Consider the following 24,024-nt stretch of genomic DNA (forward strand, 5'->3'; position numbering starts at 1 on the left):
TTACGATAAAAATGTGTTATGGGAGAACCCCCTCATATTAGTGAAACGTTATGCTAAAACGGTTTCAAGTCCGGCATTATATTCATGCCAAAAAGGCATTTCATTTTACTTGTGAAATGCCTTTTTGCGATTTATCCTCTTAAATAAACAGGTTAATATTGGAATCTTCTGCTTTACCAAGATAGGAAGCAACGCCGCCAATTTCCACTCCCTCGATCAGCTCTTCTTCCCGAATGCCCATCACGTCCATGCTCATTGCGCAGGCAACAATGTTAACACCCATTCCCATTGCATTTTTCATTAATGTTTCAAGGGAATCAACATTTTTGTTTTCCATGACCTGACGGATCATTTTCGCGCCCATTCCACCCATGTTCATGTTGGAAATAGGCAGCTTTTTCGTGCCTTTTGGCATCATCTTGCCGAACATTTTGTCCATAAAGTCTTTGTCTCCAACGTGGATGTCATCCTTGCGAAGAACGTTCAGTCCCCAGAAGGTGAAAAACATCGTTACCGGCTTGCCCATTGCAGCTGCGCCTGTTGCAATAATGAACGAAGCGATCGCTTTATCAAGATCCTGGTCAAACACGATCATCGTCGCACCTTTTGTCCCTGCCGGTTCATTGCTTCCCGCAGCAATTGGCTGCTCACTTCCCTTTTGCAGGTAAACGTGTGTCATTCCATTCATTTTCTCGTGCTTCAAGTACGTATTGCCTGTTTTGTCGCACCATGCTTTTGCGTCTGGAATAAAGCCTGGATCTGTTACTTTTACTTCAAGCACATCTCCATCCGTTAAATCGCCCATTTTCTTGAACACTTGCGCAATAGGTCCCGGACATTGCAGGCCGGCGCAGTCAAGCACCTCTGTTGCTGTAATCGGTCCCTCAATATTTACTGCCATCTTCTGGCCTCCTGTCGATTCTTTTACCGGCTCTGCCGTGATTTTCACTTGATCGGATTTTGCTTTTTCGTCCCGCTTCATTGCGGCATATGTTTTATATCCGCCGCTGACATTGTGGACATCGTACCCTTCCTGACGAAGCAGTGTGGAAGCTAAATAGCCGCGCATGCCAACCTGACAGGATACATAAACGGGTTTGTCCTTCGGCACTTCTGCTAAGCGGTCTTTTAAATCATTTAACGGGATGTTGACGCTGCCTTCAATAAAGCCGGCATCCCGTTCCATCGGATCGCGCACATCAATGAGCAAACCGCCGTTTTGAACGATGCGGTCCACCTCCTGTGCATAGACAGGCTGCACTTCCCCATCGACGATATTTGCTGCTGCATAGCCAAGCATATTGACAGGATCCTTCGCCGATGAAAATGGCGGAGCATAAGCAAGCTCCAAATCCTGCAGGTCATGAACGGTTAAGCCGCCCGCAATCGCTGTCGCAATCACATCAATGCGTTTGTCCGCTCCCTTTGCTCCGACCGCCTGAGCGCCGAAAATGGTGCCGTTTTCCGGGTCAAATGTCAGCTTCATGGCAAGCGGCATGCCGCCAGGATAATAGCCAGCATTTGAAGAAGGGTGAATGTGAACGGCTGCATATTTAATGCCGTACTTTTTTAATGTTTTTTCATTGTTGCCTGTCGCAGCTGCCGCCACATCAAATACTTTGGCAATGCCTGTGCCCATCGTGCCCTTGTAAGGCGTTTTCTTGCCAAAGATGTTATCTGCTACAATACGGCCTTGACGATTCGCTGGCCATGCAAGCGGAATATGCACGGAACGGCCGCTGACCCGGTCCATCACTTCAATGGCGTCGCCAATTGCATAGATGGCTTCATCTTTTGTTTGTAAAAATTGATTCACGACGATTCCACCCGTTTCACCAATATCCAGTCCGGCTGCTTTCGCCAATTCATTTTCCGGCCGAACGCCAATCGCCAAAATAGTCAGGTCGCTTTGCAGCTTTGTGCCGTCCTCCAATGTGAGAACAGTGCCTTCCTGTTCAAAAGCGGATACGCCCTTGCCGAGGACAAGGTTTACGTCATTCAGGCGAAGCTGATCGTGAACAAGTGCGGCAAGCTCCGGATCAAGCGGCGCCATGACCTGCTCCTGTTTTTCGATGAGCGTCACGTTTAGATGACGTTCACGCAGGCTTTCGGCCATTTCAACACCGATAAATCCACCGCCGATAATGACGGCGTTTTGCGGCTTCTTTTTCTCGATAAAATCATGAATTTTATCTGTATCTGGCACGTTGCGAAGCGTAAAGGCGTTTGCTGCTTCGTTAATACCCGGGATCGGCGGAACGACTGGTTTTGCGCCTGGTGATAAAACAAGCACATCATACCTTTCTTCATATGTTTCGCCCGTAGCGAGGTTTTTAGCAGAAACGGTTTTTTGGTCACGGTTGATCGCCGTCACTTCCGTTAACGCCCGAATATCAAAACCGTAGCGAGCGGTTAATTTTTCTTTTGTTTGAACAAACAAGGCATCTCGCTCTTTAATGACGCCTCCAATATAGTAAGGCAGTCCGCAGTTCGCATACGATACATGGTCGCCGCGTTCAAATACAACAACATGAGCCTGTTTATCAAGACGGCTGATTCGGGCCGCTGCTGTTGCTCCTCCAGCTACTCCACCAACAATGACAATTTTTTTAGACATACATTCGCTCCTCATATACCTCAAAGGGTATTTACTGTATGTGAATACAATAGCACACATTTTTTCGCTCGTCAAATACCCCAAACAGTATTTTCGAAAAATCTTTTTCTGTTAAAATGAGGAAGGGAGTGATGAGATGTGAATGAGCTTATTTCATATGAAAACGTGCGGTTTATTCGAGACCATAACGTCATTTTGGATCATGTAAACTGGACGGTTCAACCTGGAGAGCATTGGGCGGTGATCGGGTTAAACGGCTCAGGAAAATCAACGATGCTCAATATGATGGGCGGCTATGAATTTCCAACAAGCGGCACAATCCGTGTGTTTGGCCACCAGTATGGCCGTTACAACTGGGAGCATGTGAAAAAACGCCTCGGCTTTGTCGGCAATACGTTAAACCGCTTTTTGGACACGCTGAATATGGAAACCGCCCGGGAAATCGTCGTTAGCGGACGGTTTAATTCCATCGGCATTTATGAGCAGACAAAAGCGGAGGATTGGAAAAAAGCAGATGAGCTTTTGGCTTCTTTTCGCCTGACGTATTTAGCGGACAAGCCGTATCGTTTCATGTCACAGGGCGAGCAGCGGCGTGTCCTGATTGCAAGAGCGTTTATGGCGGAGCCGGATGCAATGATTTTAGATGAGCCTTGTTCGGGTCTTGATGTACGGGCGCGCGAGGAACTATTGGCCTCACTTGAACGTCAATCGAAAGCCCACAACACGTCTCTTCTATACGTGACTCATCATATTGAGGAGATTTTTCCGGCGATCACACACGTCGCCCTGCTGAAGGATGGAAAGATGCTGGCGGACGGCCGCAAGGAACACGTGCTGACCAGTGAACATTTGTCTGAGGCATTTGGTTTGTCCGTAGAGGTGGAGTGGCGTGATGAACGGTGCTGGCTGAAGATTACCTAACGCGAGACTGCGGCAAAGGAATTTTTAAAAAAACAGCTGTGGAATGCGCTGACGGTCGGATTGAAGATCTGTGTACGTTATCGCTGATATAAAGGACGGATCGCTGGTATTTGCTCGTTATCGCTGATATAAAAGGTGGATCGCCGATATGTTGAAGATATCAGCGATCGGCAGATGGATATCAGCGGTAGGTTCATTTTACCGGCGATTGCTTTATTATCGTCAGATTTCAACAGAATGACCCCCCTCTGTGATTCAGAGGGGGGTACTTTTTATGGAATGAGCTGTTTAATTTCGCTGCCTTTTCCTTCGTGCAGCAGCTGGACGATTTTGCTGCCGACGATGACGCCGCCGCAGGCTGCACCGAGTGTTTCTGCCTGCTCTTTTGAAGAAACACCAAATCCGGCTAAAACCGGAACTGGGCTTTGTTCTGCAATGCGGGACAGGTGGGCATTTAAGTCGCCGGCAAATCCGGCGCGCGCTCCGGTAATCCCATTAACCGTTACGGCGTAAATAAAGCCTTCTGCATCTTTTACCGTTTCGGCAATCCGTTCGCTTGAGCTCGTCAGCGTTACAAAGCGAATCATTGCAATGTTATGATTGGCAAGAGGCTCTTTAAATTCTGCTTCTTCCTCCATCGGAACATCTGGAATAATAACTCCGGACACACCGGCTGTATCACATAAATCGGCAAACCGGCCGGCACCGATTTTAAACACAGGGTTTGCGTACGTCATGATGACAATCGGCACCTGTATCTCCTCTTTAAACGAAGCCAGCTCATGTAAAATCTCGGTTAAGGTCACTTTTTCCTTTAGCGCCCGTTGACCGGCTTCCTGAATGACCGGTCCGTCCGCAACAGGATCTGAAAACGGAATGCCGAGTTCAATAACGGTGACACCCGATTGTTCCAAAAGGAGAATGGTGTCTTTTAGCGTGTGAAGACCCCCATCGCCCGCCATAATATACGCCGTGAACGCTTTTTTGCTCTGGTCATTTACTCGTTGAAAGGCTTCAGCCATTTTGAATTTCGTCATGCTTGTTTGCCCTCTCTTTCAAACCGTTCTTTAATTTGCGCGACGTCTTTGTCGCCACGGCCGGATAAGCAGATGGCAATAATCTCGTCCTTCTTCATTTTCGGCGCAAGCTTCATGGCATAAGCGATCGCATGCGAGCTTTCAAGTGCGGGAATGATGCCTTCTGTTTTTGTTAATGCTTTAAAGCCTTCAAGTGCTTCTTCATCGGTAATGTGTTCGTAGATGACCCGTCCGGAATCCTTTAAAAAGCTATGCTCCGGTCCCACGCCCGGGTAATCAAGCCCCGCTGAGATCGAATGTGCTTCTTGAATCTGGCCGGCCTCATCCTGCAGTAAATACATTTTTGACCCGTGAAGGACGCCGACGCTGCCCATTGTCATTGAAGCCGCATGCTTGTCTGTGTCCACTCCGCTGCCGGATGCTTCCACGCCGTACATTTTCACATCGGCATCTTCAATAAACGGATAAAACATGCCCATCGCGTTACTGCCGCCACCGATGCAGGCAATCACCGCATCTGGAAGACGTCCTTCTTTTTCCTGCAGCTGTTTTTTCGTTTCCAATCCGATCACCGCCTGGAAGTCACGGACAATTTGCGGGAATGGATGCGGCCCGAGCACGGAGCCCATAATGTAATGAGTGTCCTCTACGTTTGTCACCCAGTAGCGAAGCGCTTCATTCACCGCGTCCTTTAATGTGCCGCTGCCTTGAGAAACACTTTCCACGCGGGCGCCAAGAAGCTCCATTCGAAAAACATTCAGTTCCTGCCGGCGAATGTCTTCTTCGCCCATAAAAATGACGCAGTCCAAGTTAAGAAGTGCACAAACCGTTGCGGTCGCAACACCGTGCTGACCCGCACCCGTTTCTGCGACCACTTTTTTCTTGCCCATTCGCACAGCTAATAGTGCTTGTCCAATTGTGTTGTTGATTTTATGGGCGCCTGTATGATTTAAATCCTCACGCTTCAAGTAAATCTTCGCTCCGCCTGCCGCTTTTGTTAAGTTTTCGGCAAAATAAAGCGGGTTTTCCCGGCCGACGTAATCGGTTAAATAATGATTTAATTCAGCGAGAAACGCATCATCCTTCATCGCGGATTGATAAGCTTCTTCTAATTCTTTTACCGCCCGCATTAACGACTCTGGTACGTAGCGGCCGCCATATTGGCCATAATGCCCTTTTTCATCCGGCTGATTGTATTGATTGCTCATGCTTTATTTGCCCCTTTCGCACGCTGTACAAATTGAAAAATTTTCAGTTCATCTTTTCGTCCATCTGTTTCCACACCGCTTGATATATCGACCGCATACGGCCGGACAGATTGAACGGCTTCCTCTATATTATCAGGATGCAGGCCGCCTGCCAAAATTAAGCGGCTTTTGTCAACATCGGGATGCTCGAGGATCGACCAGTCAAATGCACGGCCGCTGCCGCCCCGGTACTTTGCAGGCGGGCTGTCAATTAAAATAAAGTCAGCAGGAAACGAGAACATCTCCTTGAAAGACAAGCCCTCCTTAACAGAAAACGCCTTAATGACCGGCACCGGCATATTTTGCGCAAATTCGGCTGTTTCGTCGCCATGCAGCTGAATGTAATCCAGTCCGACCTCTGCTGTGATGGACCGGATTGTTTCCTCTGTTTCATTCACAAAAACCCCGACTTTTTTCACCTGTGGACCGACTGCTTCCGCAAGCTGCCGCGCAAACTCGGCAGGGATCCTCCGGCTGCTTTCGGCGAACACAAATCCAATTAGATCCGCCCCGGCTTCCCGCGCCCAGCTTGCTGCTTCAAATGACATAATGCCGCAAATTTTCACATTCATTTATAAATCCACTTTCAGAGAACGAACGGCTTCTGCCACGTTTCCTGCTTTCATTAATGTCTCACCGACGAGCAGGACGCGCGCTCCTGCTTCCTTCATGCGAATCGCGTCCTCCGCTGACTGAATGCCGCTTTCTGATACGAAAAAGGCCGGTTCCTTGCCGTACGAGCGAAGCAGCCGCTCACTCACCGCTAAATCAATGTCAAATGTTTTTAAATTGCGGTTGTTGATACCGATCAATTGGGCTTCAAGCTTGAGTGCACGTTCCATTTCCGCCTCATCGTGCACTTCAACAAGGACATCCAGGTTTTTTTCTTTCGCGTGATGGTACAAACGCTTCATCGCCTCATCATCCAGTGCTGCTGCGATGAGCAAAATCATATCGCCGCCGGAAGCATATGCCCGGTCAATTTGAATAGGGTCGATAATGAAATCTTTGTTCAGCACGGGAATATCGATGCTTGATTTAACTGCTTTTAAGTCGTCCATCGTTCCTTTGAAAAAGGGGGTATCTGTCAGGACAGACACAGCATCCGCGCCATTATCTGCGTAAATTGAAGCCTGCTCTACTGGATTAACGCCCAGGTTAATATCTCCTTTAGAAGGAGACGCCCGCTTTACTTCGGCGATAAGCGACATCGTTTTGGATGCAGCCACCCGGTCGTAAAACGACACCGGCTTCCGATTTGTTGTGTAGGACAAGCCGGATGTTTTCAGCATGGCGACTTCTTCTTTTTTCTTATCGATGATATTGTCTAAAATGGTTGTCATCCGAGCACCACTTCTTTCTTTCTGGATTTTGAGTAGTCTACAAGGTAGTTCAGCTTGGAAAGAGCCGCGCCGGAATCAATGCTTTCCTTCGCCATGTCCACGCCCTCTTTCACTGTTTTGGCTTTGCCATTTGCGAACAAGCCGATGCCTGCATTCAGCAGGACTGTGTCGCGGCAGGCCCCTTTTTCTTCTCCTTCTAAAATACGCTTTAGAATTTCTGCGTTTTCAATCGCTTCGCCGCCTTTGATCTCGTCCAGTGAATAAGCAGGCAGCCCGACCGACTCCGGTGTAATGATCATTTTTTGCACCTCACCGTTTTCGAGAACGACAAGATGATTTTCTCCTGCAAGAGACGCCTCGTCCATATATCCTGCTCCGTTCACGACAACCGCTCGTTTCCGGCCAAGACGGTTTAACACGTCCGCCATCATTTCCAGCATATCACGGCGATAAATACCGAGCAGCTGCGTGTCGAGCTGAACCGGATTGGTCAGCGGGCCGATTAAATTAAAGATCGTCGGGATTTTCAAGTCACGGCGAACCTTCATAATCCGCTTCATTTTCGGATGAACGTGAGGCGCAAACAGGAAGGTGATCCCGTTTTCGTCAATTAATTTATCGGTTTCGTTCCCGACAAAGTCGAGTGATACACCCAGGTGCTCCAGCACGTCGGCGCTGCCGGTTTTGCTGGAAACACTGCGGTTTCCGTGCTTGGCAACCTTAACACCGGCACCGGCTAACACGAAGGCGGAGGTTGTGGAGATATTAAAGCTTTGCGAACCATCACCGCCCGTGCCGCAGTTGTCCATCACGTTTTTCCAAACCGTCTGGGTGGATACGGCATTTTGGCGCAGCACATGTACAAGCGCTGCAATTTCATCCACTGTTTCTCCTTTGGCCTTTAACGCCATTAAAAATGCGGCAATTTCGCTGTCGGAAATGTCCTCCTGCAGGATTTCTTCGACGGCATCGGTCATTTCATCAAATGAAAGCGAATGGCCTTCTGACAGTTTGATTAAGTAGTTCTTCATGTTTTTTTCTTTCCGGTACGAACGGAAAAATTCAGCGACCAGCTCGTCGCCGATCTGTGTGCCGATTGATTCCGGATGAAATTGCAGGCCGAAGACCGGATATTCCTTGTGACGGATCGCCATAATTTCGTTGTCATCAGCAGATTCTGCTATTATTTCAAGCTTCGGACTAAGCGTATCGCGGTCGGCCACAAGCGAGTGATAGCGCATAACGGGAACAGGCCCCTGAACGGCCGAGAACAGGCCTTTTCCTTTGTGGCGCACCATCGACAGCTTGCCATGCTTGATCGTTTTTGCGCCAATAATGTTCGTGCCGAATGCAGCGGCGATGGCCTGGTGGCCGAGGCAAATCCCTAAAATCGGGATGCGGTGGTAAAACGCATGAACGACTTCAATGGAAATCCCCGCTTCCTCCGGTGTCCCCGGTCCCGGAGAAATAACGATGGCTTCCGGCTCGAGCGCTTCAATCTCGTCAATCGTGATTTCATCGTTTCGCACAACACGGACGTTTTTGCCAATGCGGCTGATTTGCTGGTACAGATTGTATGTGAATGAATCGTAATTATCGATAAGTAAAATCATTTTTGCACCTCCAGTAATGCTTTTGCTTTATGCATCGTTTCTTCGTATTCCGTTTCCGGCACAGAATCGTACACAATGCCGGCGCCGGCCTGTACGTGCGCTTTTCCGTCTTTAATGACCATCGTGCGGATCGCCAGCGCAAAATCCATGCTGCCGGTTGCCGATAAATAGCCAACTGCGCCGGAATAAACGCCGCGCTTGACCGGCTCCAGGTCATTAATAATCTGCATCGCCCGAATTTTCGGTGCACCGGAAACTGTTCCAGCCGGCAGGCAGGCAGTCAATGCATCAAGCGGATGAAAGTCTTCCTTCAGTTCTCCCGATACTTCCGATACGATATGCATCACGTGCTTGTATTTTTCAATCGTCATGTATTTATCGAGTGTGACGGATCCGATTTCGGAAATTTTCCCGACATCATTGCGGCCAAGATCAACGAGCATACGGTGCTCGGCGATTTCTTTTTCATCCGCCAGCAGCTCCTCTGATAAAGCTGCGTCTTCTTCCGCTGTTTTGCCGCGCGGGCGCGTTCCGGCAATCGGGTTGGTCGTGACCGTCCGGCCGCTTACTTTCACCAGGCTTTCCGGTGACGTCCCGAGCACTGTATAGCCATCAAAATCAATATAAAACATGTAAGGCGACGGGTTTGATGTACGCAGGCGACGGTACAGCGTGAACGGATCGCCTTTAAAAGGAGAGGTCAGCCGCTGGGATAGCACCACCTGAAAAATGTCGCCGCTGACGATATGCTCCTTTGCTTTCTCCACCATTTCACAAAAAACCTTTCGTTCTAGCTTTGAGCCGAACGCGAGACTGCTCGTGTCCGTGCCGGCATATGGTTTTTTGTCGGCATGAATGTCTCTGTCGACGCATTGAATCGCTTCTTCCATCTCCGCTTTTGACCGGTCGCCGAACAAATCAACGGCTGCGATCGTTACGCGCTGTGTCAGGTGATCGTATACAACAAACGTGTCGTAAAACATCATATGCACATCCGGCATTTGCAGCTCATCGGTCAATGGCTCGCCGATTTTTTCTTCAAAAAAGACCGTGTCATAGCCGATATAACCGGCCGCGCCGCCGAAAAACGGAAACGGATAATCCGCCTGGCCGTAAGCCGGCATCATTTCCTTTAGCTTGTCCATAAATTTGCTGGTCCCGGATTCCGTTTCGCCGTCTTTTTTCACCAGCGTATAGCCTGATGCATCCGCCTTAAATTCGGCAATCGGATCGATGGCGATAAAAGAGTAGCGCCCGCTTTCCTCGTGCTTGGCTGATGATTCAAACAGCATTTTCTTCGAGCCGCTCAGCAAATGATAAATGGAAATCGGCGTCAGCATATCACCTTCTATTTCTTTCAATGTGTAAGCAAGATTTTGTTGTAAGTTCATTGTCAGTTCCCCTTTCAGCGCATAAAAAAACTCCATAGATGATCATCATCTATGGAGGACGGTTTCCCGCGGTGCCACCTCACGTTGAAGCAAATGCTTCCCCTTAAAACCGGTTAACGGCCGGCTGCCGGGCGCTCTACTTTTCGTTCAAGCTGCCACTCACGGACCCATTCAAGCTGCTGCCTCGTACCGGTTTCCACCATCCCGGCTCTCTTTGACGCGCATCACTGCTCTACTTTTTCCGATCAACGTATTTTTATATACAAAAAAGCCCCCTCATCACTCAAAGGACGGGGAGCCGTGGTACCACCTTTATTGGCTGCACATTTCGCAGCCCACTTTAACGGCAGAATCATCTGCCTGTCTTCTTAACGTAAGACGTACGCCGGAGCCTACTAATCGTTCAGTCCGGAGCTCAGAAGCCCATTCACATTGTTTCCTGCACCGGCTCGCACCAACCGCCGGCTCTCTTCAGCATTTCACATTGCTACTTTTCTTCTTCAACGCAAGTTTATTTAACTGATTATTATCATAATACATACAATTCGAAATTTCAACTATTTTTAAATGGATTTTTCCACTCCATTAAAGCAGCGCAATTTCCCGACTCTTCGTCCTGTAAATAATCGTGGAGTACCCCGACTGGCAAGCGGCCCACCCGCATGAGAAAGGTGACAACAGGGTCAACCAGCTGGCCCGCAGCAACCTGTTCCAAATAGTCCTCTGGAGTCATGTCCGCCGCATACACGTGATAGCCGGGCATGCGCCCTCCGCCTAAAAGCCGGTCAAGGTTCAGCTGAATAACCGTTTCATACATCGCCTGCATCATTTTCTTGGCAATGCCGAGCTTCCGGTAAGACGGTCTCACGCTAATATCAACAACGTATAGTGTATTCCCGGCGGGTGTGTGATGTCGAATGTAGCCATTGTCGGTGATCTGCTCCCAGGAATGTGTGTCTCCAGGTTGATAATCGACTATTAAAGCGGTCATGGATCCAGCGATTTCGCCGTTTATTTCCACACAAAGCGCGCCTTCAGGAAACAAGCGGACATGGTTTTGAAGCTGCTCCTTATTCCACCATAGCTCCTCTGGAAACGGTGGTGGAAAACATTCCTTTTGCACCGCAATTAAACGGTCAAAGTCTTTTTCCATGTATCTGCGAACAACAGCTTTGACCGGCTGTTTATCCTGAAACGCGAAATACTCCTGGCGATAGCTCATTCATGCTCCCACCAGTCCGGATACAAGTCCGTGCGGCGGTCCCGCCACGTTGTCACTGATCCTTTGTTGCGCACTTCGTAAAGCAGCGTTAAGTCCAGATCAGCGGTAATGATCATGTCATCGTTCATGATCCCTTCTGCGACGATGCCGCCGGGCGGAAAGGGAATGTCATTTGGCGAAATGACCACAGCTTGTCCTACATTGGAACGCATTAAATCGACTGTAGGCAACGAACCGACTGTGGCAGCGCCGACGACGTAAATCTGGTTTTCGACGGCCCGTGCATGGCTCGTGTAGCGAACGCGGTGAAAGCCGTGGCGATCATCTGTACAAGATGGGCAAAATACAACGTCTGCCCCTTTCGCTTTCGCCATACGAACAACTTCTGGAAACTCAATATCGTAGCACGTTAAAATGGCAATGGTGCCTTTTTCTGTTTCAAAAATGCGGAAAGTTTCGCCCTGCTGCATATTCCAGCCCTCTACTTCAGCTGGCGTAATATGCAGCTTGGACTGCATCTGGTAAGAACCGTCCGGATAAAACAAATACGCTGTGTTTTGAATACCGCCCTTCCATTCCGTCACATGGGTCCCGCCGATAATGTGAACGTCAAATTCTTTGGCGAAATTTGAAAATAATCGCTCATATCGCTCTGTGAACATGGGCAAATCCGTAATCTGCAGCGCTTCTCCTGTTTTCTCGTCCCCGATGGACAGCAGCTGTGTAGTGAAAAACTCTGGAAACAAAATAAATTCTGCTTCAAATTCCATCGCTGTTTTTATATAATGCTCGCATTGTTTCGCGAATTCATCAAAAGATTGGATCGTGTGCAAATGATACTGCACGGCTGATACTCTCATTTTCAACTGAATAGCCCCCTTCATTCTTTCTAAAGTAGAGGAAAATCGCTTTTTTTGCAAGAAAAAAAGACGGCTCACAGACCGTCTTTTCAATATAGCTTTGCCGTCAGCAAAACTGTCGGATGTAATTCAATCTCATAAGAGGGGGTAATGAGAATGAATCTCAATTTCAATTATAACGAAATTAGCCCGAATGTCAAATCTTTTCTCACCATTGCTTCAGCGAACGCCGATATTGCGACGCTACCGCCGAAAAAATTGATTTATCGACGGTAAAACAATATATCGGCGATCGGGCTTTTTATCAGCAAACAGAGAATATACAAGCGATCAAACAGCCGCACTCAAAAAAAGCACAAAAGCGAACGAGCCGCTTCTGTGCTTTTCTTCAAATCGATTGCTACTGCCACACCGGACCGTTTGATTCAACGTCTAGCTGCAAAACGTCACAGTCAGCAAACTGGTTCTTAAACGCAGCGGCAATCTTTTCGCCATGACCGCGTGGAGCAAGCGTCAAAACTGTCGGGCCGGCCCCGCTGATCACGGTGGCATATGCACCAAGCTCACGTGCTTTTTGACGTGCCGGGCCAAATTCTTTAATCAAAGCAGCGCGGTACGGTTCATGGAACACATCTCGCTCCATCATACGCCCGGCTGTTTCATAATCGTGCTGCATAAATGCGGCAACGAGCATATTAGACACGGCACTGGCCAATACGGCATCCCCGCGGCTGAATGAATCCGGCAGCGCATTGCGCGCATCCTCTGTTTTTAATTCATAAGGAGGCACAATCGCAATCAAGTCTACATCCGGTGCCGGCAATGATAAAAGCTCTGCCGTTTCACCGAGTGACACACCGCACACCATCCCGCCAAAAAGAGACGCACCGATGTTATCCGGATGCCCTTCAAACTGATCGCCAATGTTTAATTTTTCTTGATCGGTTAATTGAAGATCCGCGAACTGATTCGCTATTTCAATACCGGCTGCAATAGCCGCCGCACTGCTGCCGAGGCCTCGCGCAAGCGGAATATCGCTTTCGAGCACTGCAGCCACTGGCGGCATGTCTACACCTCGCAGCTGAGCGGTTTTTTTCGCGACGATGGCAATTAAATGCTGATCGTCTTTTGGCAAGCCGTTCAGCAGCTCAGACTTGTGGGCAAAAGACCACTCGTCTGAACGCTTGACGTCTACCATTAAATACAAGCTGAAGGCAAGGCCGATCGAGTCAAATCCTGGCCCTAAATTGGCCGTTGATGCCGGCACTTTTAAGGAGCCGGACGACATCATGCCTCAACCACTCCACGAATAAAGTCAAATACTGCTTCTTCACTGTTTGGCAGTACAGTTGGTTTTTTCTCGATTTGCGCGATCGCTGTTTGCGGGTCCTTCAAGCCATTGCCTGTCAAAACGGCGACAATGTTCGCACCCTGCTCGATTTCGCCTGACTTCACGTGCTTAATGATTCCAGCGATTGATGCATTTGATGCTGGCTCTGCGAAGATGCCTTCTTCTCGTGTCATCATTTCATATGCTTCCAAGATTTCCGCATCTGTCACAAAATCAATTTTTCCGCCGGACTCATCACGCGCTGCTTCTGCGAATGACCAGCTGGCTGGATTTCCGATCCGGATCGCTGTAGCAACTGTTTCAGGGTCAGCAATTGGCGCACCCTGTACGATCGCTGCCGCACCTTCTGCTTCAAAGCCGTGCATGCGCGGAAGACCTGTACCGAATTTCTCATTGTATTCCTTAAAGCCTTTCCAGTACGCCGTAATGTTGCCGGCATTTCCGACTGGAATTGCCAGCACATCCGGTGCCTGGCCAAGCTGGTCGCACACTTCAAATGCCGCTGTTTTCTGGCCTTCAATGCGGTACGGATTCACCGAGTTCACAAGTGTAATCGGTGATTTTTCACTAATGTTACGCACCATTGTCAGCGCCTCATCAAAGTTTCCTTCAATCGCAACGATTTCCGCTCCGTACATCATCGCCTGGGCCAGCTTGCCGAGTGCGATTTTTCCATCTGGAATCACAACGATTGTTTTCATTCCTGCACGTGATGCATAAGCAGCTGCTGCCGCGGACGTATTTCCTGTTGAAGCACAAATGACCGTATTGCTGCCTTCTTCTTTTGCTTTGGCAACAGCCATCACCATACCGCGGTCTTTAAATGAGCCCGTTGGGTTGGCGCCTTCTACTTTCACGTGAATATTCACACCCAGTTTTTTCGAAATATTCACAAGCGGAATAAGCGGTGTATTTCCTTCCATTAATGAAAGGGCCGGTGTGTTTTCGTTCACCGGTAAAAATTCTTTGTATTGATGTAATAAACCTTCCCATTTAGCCATAATTATGCTCCTTCTCCTTCAACGCGGTAGAAACTTTCGATGGACCGAACGACCGCCAGATCTTTAATTTGGTTTTGCATTTGTGTATAGTTTTCTGCTGATGCTTTATGTGTCACGATGACAATTTCAGCAACGCCCTCTTCGTCAAGCGGCAGCTGAAGAATCTTTTCAAAGCTGATGCCGTTTGATGAAAACAGCTTCGTTAGTTCAGAGAACGCGCCGACTTCATCGCGCACGTGCAGACGGATAAAGTATTTTGCAAATTTTTCTTCTGATGTTTTTAATTGTTTTTCAAATTGCGGCGCCGAAATGCTTTTGCCATTTACGCCGAGACGCATATTTGTAATGACTGCTACTAAATCACTCACGATCGATGTTGCCGTTGGCAGACCGCCGGCACCCGGTCCGTAAAACATCGTTTCACCGACTGCTTCGCCGTATACATAAACCGCATTGTATTCATCATTAACCGCAGCAAGCGGGTGATTGTTCGATAGAAAGGTTGGCTGCACGCTTACTTCAGCGCCGCCGTTTTGCTGATCCGCATACCCAATCAGCTTCATTGTATAGCCTAGCGTTTGACCGTGCTTTAAATCGCTGTCGGACACTTTGGAAATGCCGCTTACTTCCACATCCTCAAGCTCAATGTCCATTGAAAAAGCAAGACGGGCAAGAATCGCCATTTTGCGCGCAGCATCCAGACCTTCCACGTCAGAAGTCGGATCTGCTTCAGCAAAGCCGAGGTCCTGGGCTTCTTTCAATGCCACGTCGTAGGACATGCCTTCTTTATTCATTTTTGTGAGGATAAAATTCGTTGTCCCGTTTACAATCCCCATCATCGTTTTGATTTTATCAGAGGCAAGGCCATCTGCCAGGCCCCGGATAATCGGAATCCCGCCGGCAACACTCGCTTCATAATAAAAATCGCAGCCGTTTTCGCTTGCTGCTTTTAACAGCTCTGAACCGTAAAGAGCAACCAGATCTTTATTGGCCGTCACGACATGTTTTTTCTGATGAAGAGCCGCAAGCAGCAATTTTTTCGTTTCATCAATGCCGCCCATTACTTCAACAATTACATCCACGTTCGGATCGTTAATGACCTCGTACGGGTCAAGCGTGAGGGCTTCTTTCGGAAGCTCCACGTCGCGTTTTTTGTCTACGTTTTTAACGAGTACCTTTGTTACGTCAACCGAGCAGCCAACGCGGTGTGCAAGCTGTTCCTGATGATCCTGGATCATTTTCACAACGCCTGTTCCAACTGTCCCGAGACCGAGTAATCCTACTTTTACATTGTCCTTCATCCTAAACGTCACCTCAACTATGTATTTTTCTGATGTACATTTGTTTTTGTATAGTAGACATTATATCGATCTTTTGTGTGGAATACAACCTTATATTTTCGCAAAAGGAAATCAAATCATTTTTTCGCGAAAATATTCACACAATTCCTATATTGAACTACCCACATTTAGCTGACGCTTGAAGTGGGGATTCCTACGATCACCGGCGTAACCGCCCGTTCGTTAGTAGGCTACCCCCGCCGTCCCAGCGGTTGAAGAAGCGATGAGGCGTTCTGCTTCTTGTTTCAAATTCAGTCCTGCGTTAAGATCCCGGTCATGATGGATGCCGCATTGTGGGCAGGTCCATTCACGCAGCGCGAGATTCTTTACGTCTTTATGCTTGTGGCCACAGCTGGAACAAAGCTGGCTTGAGGCGAAGGTTTTGGAGACAACCACGACTTGCTTTCCGTACCAGGCTGCTTTGTACTCCAGCATCGTTCGAAACTGAGCCCAGCTTACTTCGCTGATGGCTTTCGCAAGGTTACGGTTTTTGAGCATGTTCACTACCTGCAAATCCTCCATCCCAATGATGTCGTGGTTTTTGACAATATTAGTAGAGATTTTATGCAAGTAATCCACGCGGGTGTTGGCGATTTTTTCATGAATACGGGCCACTTTCCGCTTTTGTTTTTGATAGTTCTTCGCTTCTAGCAGGGGCTTTTTCCGCTGGATCGCCCCTTGTTTTCGGCGTGCGAGAATGCGCTGCTCATTCGCTAATTTCTTTTCAAGCGAACGAAAGAAACGTGGGTTCTTATATACCGTACCGTCGGACAAAATGGCGAAATCTTTGAGTCCGACATCTACCCCAACCGAAGAACCGGTTTTCGGCAGCGGCTTGACGTCTGTTTCCGTGAGAATCGACACAAAATATTTTCCAGTTGGGTTGCGCCTTACGGTGGCGGACAAAACCGAGCTTTGGCAGTTTGAGCCGGTTCCCTTCAACGGCAATGTTGTTGTTTGTGTATTTGGTTGTGTACGACTGGACCCGATTTTTCTTGGGTTTGAATCGGGGAGCCTGATTTTGTTTTTTGAAAAAACGTGAAAAGGCATCCGCCAGGTGTTTGACAGACGATTGAATCGCAACGCTGTCCACTTCTTTGAGCCATTCATATTCTTGTTTTAACGCAGGAAGCTGTGAAGAACAGGCGCCGTATGTCAAGCCTTTCCCTGTTTTCTTGAAGACGTCATTCCATTGCGCTAAAAACCGGTTAAACACAAAGCGGGAACAGCCGATGGTTTTAGCGATGAGGATTTCTTGATCTTTGTTTGGATAGAGACGGTATTTAAACGCTCGATGACGGATCAAGTGACTCACCCCCTTTTTTATGGTCGCAACAAATCAGCTAACAGTAGCGCTGGCAGACTCACTTTTCGGGAGACAAAAAGGCTGAGAGGACCTCATTCTTTTTCATTCTGGGATCTCTTTCTATTACACTCATTATAGCAAAAAGAACATGCGTTTATAAAGCGAAAAAGTAGCGATTCATCGCCCCATAAGAAAAGCACTTTGAGGAGTGCGTCTTATCGCCAAAGATAATAAAGAAAACAACCGCTTCTTTCAAGCGGTTGTTCCATTTTCTGACGAGGCATTCGCTATATCCTTCGCGATAAAAAGCGGCTTTTTTCCGCAGTTGGCGAAATGGGTGTTTTTCATTGTAACAAAATCGGGCTTGTTGGCACCCCCAAATACTTTTAGCGAAGCCCCTGCCGTCGCAAAGTCCCGCATGGACACATCTTGAAGATGAACATGCTTTGCTTTGTACTGAATACCTGCTATCGGCAGCTCTTTGTAGTTGTACGACGGGTCCCCGATTGCCCGGAGCCCGTTAATGACGACATGCTGATAAGCCGAAACAGTTAAAGCGCGGGGCTTTGACGATGCATAAAGGTCCGTGTAGATCGGATGAACAGAGACAATTCGCGTCGCTGTGAGAAACCGGGCTGTTTTCGAATCCGGATCATCTGCTGCATGGTGGCCAATATGGCGGAAATTAAACGACCGGTTATCATTTTCAGACAAATGGCCAATAATGTGGACATTGGCTGCTGCTGAGCTCGTTGCATGCGCCTTTACTTCCACACCGCCAAAGCAGCGGGCGGAAGCGTTATTCACCAGCCAGACGGAACGAGAACCGTCATCCACTTCAAAGCCGTTGGAGTTCGAAAATCCGGTTTTATGACTGCGCCCGGACGGATCAAGCATAAAGCAATTCGAGATAAAAATGTAGTCACTGTGGTGCGTTGTAATGCCATCATCGCCAAATCCGGAGCCCGTGCAGCCGTCAATCCAAACATACCGGCTGCCGCCGCGTGCCCGGTGTCCGTCACCGGAATAATCGTATAACGTGGAAGATACATCATAGCAGTGAAGACCCGGGTTGACCGCGTCACAATTTTTCACCCACCCGTATGTCACATGGGCAAACGTTAGACAGCTCGACCGGTTATTGCCGCTGGATGACTTTTCGTCCGGCCGGAGCCGCTCCAGTGTCCAATCGAAGGTGATTCCTTCTATTAATATATGGTGGTTGCCCTTTACATGATTTTCGTTGGTCAGCACAAAGCTTCTTTTAGGGGCGGTGTCCACTAATTTCAGAATCGTTTTCCCCGCACCGGCTCCTTTCACAATCGTATCAGACGGTACATGCAGTTCATTGACCAGGTACGTTCCCTCAGCCAAACAAACCGTTTTCCCTCCGCCACTAAGCGCCCTTTGCAGATCATCTCCAGGATTGACGTGCACGATTTGGGCGGCTTTTTTTTGCAGATTTTCGTATTCCCGGTCCAATTCCGGCTTCCAGTCCGGGTACACCTCTCCTTCTTCAACGATCGTATAGTGGAGCTTGATTGGTTCTTCCTGCTTTGTCCAGAGCGATTTGATCTTATCCAGCCAGCCTAGTTGATGATTTCCAGGCTTCCAGTTGGCAGCTGAAGCAAAAAAAAGCTGATTTGTTTCCGCAACAGCGGCTGATAATGGCGGACTGTCTTGAAAAAAGGAATCAATTAACCCCGCATTTTGATGCGGCTGATGAGAAGGTGTTATATACATGGTTTTTTCCTTTCTGTTTTTGAATTTTGCACATACTGTTTTTAGTTAAAATCAAACGAAAAAGCTTTTTCTTGTTTGGATTTTCCTGGTTGGACCGTTTTTTCAATCCACGTTGCTTGATTGTTTTTGGTTAATTCCACTATTGTGGACGTCCGTGTGCCATATGCTTCACTTTGAATAAAGATGGGCGACAGTAATCGTTCCCATTCGATTGACACCCCGGTTTCAGGCAGCTCGTGGTCGGGGGCAATTGTTTGGTCGTGAAGCATGTTAAACAGCTGCTCTCTGCTGTGTAAAGCAGCGGCTATCTTTTCTTTTATTTTTCTTGTTTTCGGCCACGGCGTATTCATAAAGGCGTTACTGACCGCATGAATGCCTGGCGGAAGTAAAAATGCCTGCTCATTTGACCGACTGCCATACGCGTATAATTCATCTTTCGTTCCTGCAACGAGATTGAACCCGGCATACCTGTTCTTTTCCCTGTCCAATTCCTTTAAAAACGCCTCCGCAGTCAGATCACTTTCTAAAAAGGAGCGGACAATATGACCGCGTGATTCTTTTCCTTCTGATCGTTCATGGGGGTCCCGGTAATTTGTCAGTGCACAAAACCGGCCGTTCCTCGTAATACCCATCCACGTCCCGCCCTTTTCCTCGTCCCGTCCGGCTAAAATCGGCGTATCCTTCCACCAATGAGAGGCCTGCGTAGGACGCGCGTAAAATTCGTCCCGGTTTGCTGCCACAATGAGTGGCTTGTCGGCACATACTTGAAAAGCGATCGCAATTAAGCACATGGCAGTTCCCCCGCTTTCTTTTCCTTCATTATACGCAGAAATGGTATAATGAACCAAACAATCGAACGATGGGATGGTGGGAAACATGTATAAGTTTGTGATGCCGGAAGTGATTTTTGGAAGCGGCTCCATTTATCAAGCCGGGGAATGCTGCAAGAGGCTCGGCGCCCGTCACGTACTGGTCGTCACCGATCGTGGTGTCATGGATGCCGGATGGACAGATCCTGTATTGGAAAGCTGCCGGAAAGCAGGTCTTGCCGCTACTTTATTTCATGAAGTATCGGTCAATCCGACAGACGTTGAAGCGGCTGCTTGTGCGGAGACCTATAAGGAAAGCGGCTGTGATGCAATTATAGCAGTTGGCGGCGGAAGTGCCATCGATAGTGGAAAAGCGGCCGCCGCTCTTGTGGCAAACGGCGGGCATATTCGGGATTACGAAGGGGTTGACCGCATTTTATCTCCTCTCCCTCCTCTTGTCATGGTTCCGACAACCGCCGGATCGGGATCGGAGGTTTCCCAGTTTTCGGTGATCGTCGACAGTGTCCGGCAAAAAAAAATGACCATTGTCTCAAAATCGCTCGTACCGGATATTGCCGTTATTGATCCGGATGTGCTTGCAACGAAAAGCGCCCGGCTCACCGCCACAACAGGACTGGACGTTATTACCCATGCGATTGAGTCCTTTGTTAGTATTGCCGCGACGCCGATGACGGATGTGCAGGCGAAAAACGCACTCGCCCTTGCCGCACGGTTTCTTCGGCCTTCGGTTGCGTCTAAATACAACAAAGAAGCAAAGGAAAAAATGGCGATGGCTAGTCTTCAAGCCGGTCTTGCGTTTTCGAATGCCATTTTAGGCGCTGCACACGCTATGAGCCATACGATCGGCGGCCGCTTCCCTTTTTTACACGGCGATATTAATGCAGTTTTGCTGCCGCACGTCATGGAATTCAACTTAATTGCCTGCCCCGAGAAATTCCGCGAAGTGGCATTGCTGATGGGTGAAAACGTCACCCGCTTATCTGACCGTGAAGCCGGAGAAAAGGCGATTCAATCGGTGAAAAAGCTCGCCGTGGATATCGGTGCCCCCTTAACGCTTGCTGAAATGGGCTTTCACGCTTCTGCCATACCGGAGATCAGTGAAATCGCGCTGACCGATGCATGCATGATTACGAATCCGCGCGATATTTCAGCAGCGGAAGTCGCAGCTCTGTTAACGAGGGCTCTGGCATGAACCGGCCCGAAATGATTCACTTGCTGACCGGTGTTCAATCGTCAAAGCTGAATTATTACACAGAGCTGAAGAAAACGATCGGCGAGCTGCAAAAGAAAAACAGACAGCTGGAAATCATGAATACGATTATGCACAGCTTTAATGTCAATATGTCGATTCAGGATATGCTGAAGCAAACACAGGAAACGCTGCAGTCGGTATACAAAATAGACCGTCTCAGCCTGGCGATGTGGGAAGATGGCGCATTGAAAATGGCCGATGTGTATCCAGAAAAAGCATCCTTTTTGCGAAAAGGCACCGTTCTTTCATCAGAAAACTCGCTTTATGCGCGTGTTTTCTCAAGCGGACAGGATCTTCTGCATTCCGTTCAAAAAGGCGATGATTTTTTTGAATCGGAAGCGTTTCAAGCGCTTGGTTTTCAGTCTGTCTGGTTATTCCCATTGAGCAGCCGTGGCATGATCACCGGTGTGCTTGGTCTTGCTACACGTGAAATATTTTCTTTTTCTGAGGAAGACCGGTCTTTTTTTGATCATTTATCCGGACAATTTGCGGTTTGTATTGAAAACGCCCGTCTTTACCACGAAGTGCTGCTCAGTGAATCCAGATGGGCATCGACCTTTCGTGCTGTACCGGATTCTATTCTGGTCACTGATTTGGATGGAACAATCTTAACGAGAAACGACAGTGCGGCCCAAAGCTGGCCGTTTGAACAAACCATTTGCACGTTTTTAAAGCCGGATCGTTTTCACGAGGCGGTGCAAACCGAACTGCCTTGTTTTGAAGAAGTATCGATTCAAAATAAAGTGTATGAATGCGCTTATTATCCGATGCTTGAGGATGGAGAGCTTAAAGGGATGATTGTGTATTTAAAAAATATTACGGAAAAACAATTTATGCAGGCACAAATTATCCATTCCGGCCAGCTGGCTGCGATTGGCGAAATGGCTGCCGGCGTAGCGCACGAGCTGAACAACCCACTTACAGCCATTCTTGGCAATGCTCAGCTTTTGCTGCGGCTTGCAACAAACGAAACAAAGCCGCTGCTTGAAGACATTGAGGAGTGCGGCAAGCGGTGCCGGACGATCATTCGGAGCCTGCTTGCGTTTTCCCGGCAAGAGCCTTCCTCCTTCCATCCGTGCTCGCTCAATGACGCAATTTACGAAGCGCTTCGTCTGACCGGGCGCCAGATGGAAAAGCAGCGTATCCAGCTTTTGATCGAATTGAACGAGCAGCTGCCTCTTGTGAATGGAAACCTCCAGCAGCTGAGCCAGATTGCCGTTAATTTATTTATCAATGCAAAGGATGCCTGTTCAGAAATGCAAGGAGAAAAACGTGTCTGGGTGAAAACAGAAGCGGATCAACACTTCGTTTATTTGCATGTGCAGGACAACGGTTGCGGGATTGATGCTGACAAACTAGACGAAATCTTTCACCCTTTTTTCACGACCAAATCAGCTCACAATGGGACAGGTCTCGGGTTATCGGTGAGCATCGGTATTGCGGAATCTCACGGCGGCACGTTAACTGTGAAAAGTCAGCCTCAAAAAGGAAGTACCTTTACGCTGGCACTTCCCGTTTTGGAAAGGACGGAATGACATGACGAATATTTTAATTGTCGACGATGAACAAGAAATTGGCCGTTTTTTAACCCGGCTTTTTCAAGCGAAAAAAATCAATGTCACGTATGCAGAAAGCGGGCAGGCGTTTGATGCACTCACTCAGCTTGACCGGTTTGATGCCGCTTTTTTAGATGTTCGTCTGCCGGACCGAAATGGCCTTGAGCTGTTAAAAAAGCTGAAGAAGGAAGCACCCTTCTGCAAAACCGTTGTGATGACGGGCTACAGCACGGTGAAAATGGCGATAGAAGCTATTCAGCTTGGGGCAGAGGATTTTCTTGAAAAGCCATTTGAAGATATTATGGCGATTGAAGCGCTAGTGGACCAGCTGACGACGAATGACCAGCTTGACGCATACAGGGAGGAAGCACAAAGATCCGGGGTCTTTCTCGGAACAAGCTCGGCTGTGCACGAATTATACCGTCTCGCTTTTAAACTCGCTGATAAAAATATAACGATTTTAATAGAAGGCGAAACAGGCACAGGAAAAGAAGTGCTCGCACGTTTTCTCCATCAAGCTGGCAACCGATCCAAAGGGCCGTTTATCGGGCTAAACTGCGGGGCTATTTCCGAATCATTGCTCGAAAGTGAATTGTTCGGTCATGCAAAAGGCTCCTTTACAGGCGCGGCAGAAAACCGTGCAGGCTTTTTTGAAGTCGCAACGGACGGCACATTATTTCTGGATGAAATCGCAGAAGCCTCTCACGCAACACAGGTGAAGCTGCTGCGTGTACTTGAAACAGGTGAGTATTTTAAAATTGGCGACCCTGCACCCCGGCAAACAGGCGCACGGATTATTGCGGCAAGCCACGCGAGCTTAGAAAAAGCGGTTTCAGAAGGAACGTTTCGGTCCGATCTGCTGTACCGTCTTGATGTTGTTAAGCTAGTGATCCCGCCGCTTCGTGAACGCCAGCAGGACATCACCCATTTTATTGATCTGTACAGCCGGAAAAATGGAATGTCGTTACCCTTTTCACCTGATGCGATGAATGTACTGAAAACGTATCACTGGCCGGGCAATATACGTGAGCTTGTCAACACGCTGCAGCGATTGTTCGTTTTGTACGCAGATGAACCCGTCATTACACCTCACATGCTGCCGGAGAAAATGAACCGGACCGCCGCACCGCTGAAAAAGGCTTCACCTCAGACCCGTACGTTTGAATCGGACTGGCGCCTTTTTTCTTCCTACATACTGGATTCATATACGAACGATGAAGCCATTCACTTGGATGAGCTGGTGCAAACAATGAAGCGAATGGAAAAGCGGACTGCCGAAGCGTTTATTCACAAGACGCTAAAGGAAACAGCCGGCAACCGGGAACAAGCTGCTCAAAAGCTTGGCATATCCAAGCGCAAAATTCGTTACTATTTAAATGAAACGTAAAAAAGCT

Annotated in this window: 18 protein-coding genes, 1 pseudogene and 2 other annotated features; of the genes and pseudogenes, 4 read left to right on the forward strand and 15 right to left on the reverse strand. The window is 48.3% G+C overall.

The window, feature by feature from the left end:
* Positions 1-139: 139 nt before the first annotated feature.
* The gene (locus BW952_RS01065) at positions 140-2,617 is read right to left on the reverse strand and encodes a CoA-disulfide reductase (protein WP_045849581.1); all 2,478 of its coding nucleotides are present in this window, start codon (positions 2,615-2,617) and stop codon (positions 140-142) included.
* Between the two features lie 138 nt (positions 2,618-2,755).
* Here BW952_RS01065 and BW952_RS01070 point away from each other — a divergent pair, with 138 nt between their 5' ends.
* Entirely contained in the window at positions 2,756-3,538 is a 783-nt protein-coding gene (locus BW952_RS01070; protein ID WP_045849580.1) for an ABC transporter ATP-binding protein, read from the forward strand.
* Between the two features lie 272 nt (positions 3,539-3,810).
* On the opposite strand, the gene trpA is transcribed toward BW952_RS01070, so the two are convergent.
* From trpA to BW952_RS01135, 14 genes and pseudogenes are all read right to left on the reverse strand, one after another.
* On the reverse strand, positions 3,811-4,575 hold the full coding sequence (gene trpA, locus BW952_RS01075) for a tryptophan synthase subunit alpha (protein WP_045849579.1): 765 nt from the start codon (positions 4,573-4,575) through the stop codon (positions 3,811-3,813).
* On the reverse strand, positions 4,572-5,783 hold the full coding sequence (trpB, locus tag BW952_RS01080; RefSeq protein ID WP_045849578.1) for a tryptophan synthase subunit beta: 1,212 nt from the start codon (positions 5,781-5,783) through the stop codon (positions 4,572-4,574). The genes trpA and trpB overlap by 4 nt, the downstream gene beginning before the upstream one ends.
* Positions 5,780-6,394: a phosphoribosylanthranilate isomerase gene (locus tag BW952_RS19600; RefSeq protein WP_045849577.1), complete on the reverse strand. Its 615-nt coding sequence runs from the start codon at positions 6,392-6,394 to the stop codon at positions 5,780-5,782. Before BW952_RS19600 ends, trpB begins: the two co-directional genes overlap by 4 nt.
* Positions 6,395-7,165, reverse strand: coding sequence for an indole-3-glycerol phosphate synthase TrpC (gene trpC / locus BW952_RS19605; RefSeq protein WP_045849576.1), 771 nt, complete (start codon positions 7,163-7,165; stop codon positions 6,395-6,397). It lies immediately after the preceding gene.
* A complete protein-coding gene (locus tag BW952_RS01090; protein ID WP_076496158.1) occupies positions 7,162-8,778 on the reverse strand; it encodes a bifunctional anthranilate synthase component II/anthranilate phosphoribosyltransferase in 1,617 nt (538 codons plus the stop codon). The genes trpC and BW952_RS01090 overlap by 4 nt, the downstream gene beginning before the upstream one ends.
* Positions 8,775-10,169 (reverse strand): anthranilate synthase component I, encoded by a 1,395-nt coding sequence (trpE, locus tag BW952_RS01095; protein ID WP_045849622.1) that lies wholly within the window; start codon positions 10,167-10,169, stop codon positions 8,775-8,777. Before trpE ends, BW952_RS01090 begins: the two co-directional genes overlap by 4 nt.
* Before the next feature lie 51 nt (positions 10,170-10,220).
* Positions 10,221-10,427 (reverse strand) — a binding site (T-box leader).
* 25 nt (positions 10,428-10,452) lie between these two features.
* Positions 10,453-10,682: a binding site (T-box leader), on the reverse strand.
* Between the two features lie 40 nt (positions 10,683-10,722).
* A complete protein-coding gene (locus tag BW952_RS01100; protein ID WP_045849575.1) occupies positions 10,723-11,391 on the reverse strand; it encodes a GNAT family N-acetyltransferase in 669 nt (222 codons plus the stop codon).
* Positions 11,388-12,257, reverse strand: coding sequence for a carbon-nitrogen hydrolase family protein (locus BW952_RS01105; RefSeq protein ID WP_045849574.1), 870 nt, complete (start codon positions 12,255-12,257; stop codon positions 11,388-11,390). The genes BW952_RS01100 and BW952_RS01105 overlap by 4 nt, the downstream gene beginning before the upstream one ends.
* 394 nt (positions 12,258-12,651) lie before the next feature.
* Positions 12,652-13,542, reverse strand: a complete 891-nt coding sequence (gene thrB / locus BW952_RS01110) for a homoserine kinase (protein ID WP_076496159.1) — start codon at positions 13,540-13,542, stop codon at positions 12,652-12,654.
* Positions 13,539-14,603 carry a threonine synthase gene (thrC, locus tag BW952_RS01115; protein WP_045849573.1) on the reverse strand — a complete coding sequence of 355 codons (1,065 nt, stop codon included), beginning with the start codon at positions 14,601-14,603 and terminating at the stop codon, positions 13,539-13,541. Before thrC ends, thrB begins: the two co-directional genes overlap by 4 nt.
* A gap of 2 nt (positions 14,604-14,605) precedes the next feature.
* A complete protein-coding gene (locus BW952_RS01120) occupies positions 14,606-15,904 on the reverse strand; it encodes a homoserine dehydrogenase (RefSeq protein WP_045849572.1) in 1,299 nt (432 codons plus the stop codon).
* A gap of 222 nt (positions 15,905-16,126) precedes the next feature.
* Positions 16,127-17,249 (reverse strand): annotated as a pseudogene (gene tnpB, locus BW952_RS01125) (IS200/IS605 family element RNA-guided endonuclease TnpB).
* Between the two features lie 252 nt (positions 17,250-17,501).
* Positions 17,502-18,992, reverse strand: a complete 1,491-nt coding sequence (locus tag BW952_RS01130; RefSeq protein WP_045849571.1) for a glycosyl hydrolase family 28-related protein — start codon at positions 18,990-18,992, stop codon at positions 17,502-17,504.
* Between the two features lie 41 nt (positions 18,993-19,033).
* The gene (locus BW952_RS01135) at positions 19,034-19,783 is read right to left on the reverse strand and encodes an NRDE family protein (RefSeq protein ID WP_045849570.1); all 750 of its coding nucleotides are present in this window, start codon (positions 19,781-19,783) and stop codon (positions 19,034-19,036) included.
* An 85-nt stretch (positions 19,784-19,868) separates the two neighbouring features.
* On the opposite strand from BW952_RS01135, the gene BW952_RS01140 reads away from it, so the two are divergent.
* From BW952_RS01140 to BW952_RS01150, 3 genes are read left to right on the forward strand one after another with little or no spacing between them, the layout of a single operon-like run.
* Complete coding sequence (locus BW952_RS01140; RefSeq protein WP_082084543.1) at positions 19,869-21,014, forward strand: iron-containing alcohol dehydrogenase; 1,146 nt, start codon at positions 19,869-19,871, stop codon at positions 21,012-21,014.
* A complete protein-coding gene (locus BW952_RS01145) occupies positions 21,011-22,609 on the forward strand; it encodes an ATP-binding protein (protein WP_045849568.1) in 1,599 nt (532 codons plus the stop codon). Before BW952_RS01140 ends, BW952_RS01145 begins: the two co-directional genes overlap by 4 nt.
* A 1-nt stretch (position 22,610) precedes the next feature.
* Positions 22,611-24,017, forward strand: coding sequence for a sigma-54-dependent transcriptional regulator (locus tag BW952_RS01150; RefSeq protein WP_045849567.1), 1,407 nt, complete (start codon positions 22,611-22,613; stop codon positions 24,015-24,017).
* Positions 24,018-24,024: the final 7 nt, after the last annotated feature.

Origin of the sequence: Domibacillus enclensis, assembly GCF_900156125.1 — a bacterium.
GTDB lineage: Bacteria > Bacillota > Bacilli > Bacillales > Domibacillaceae > Domibacillus > Domibacillus enclensis.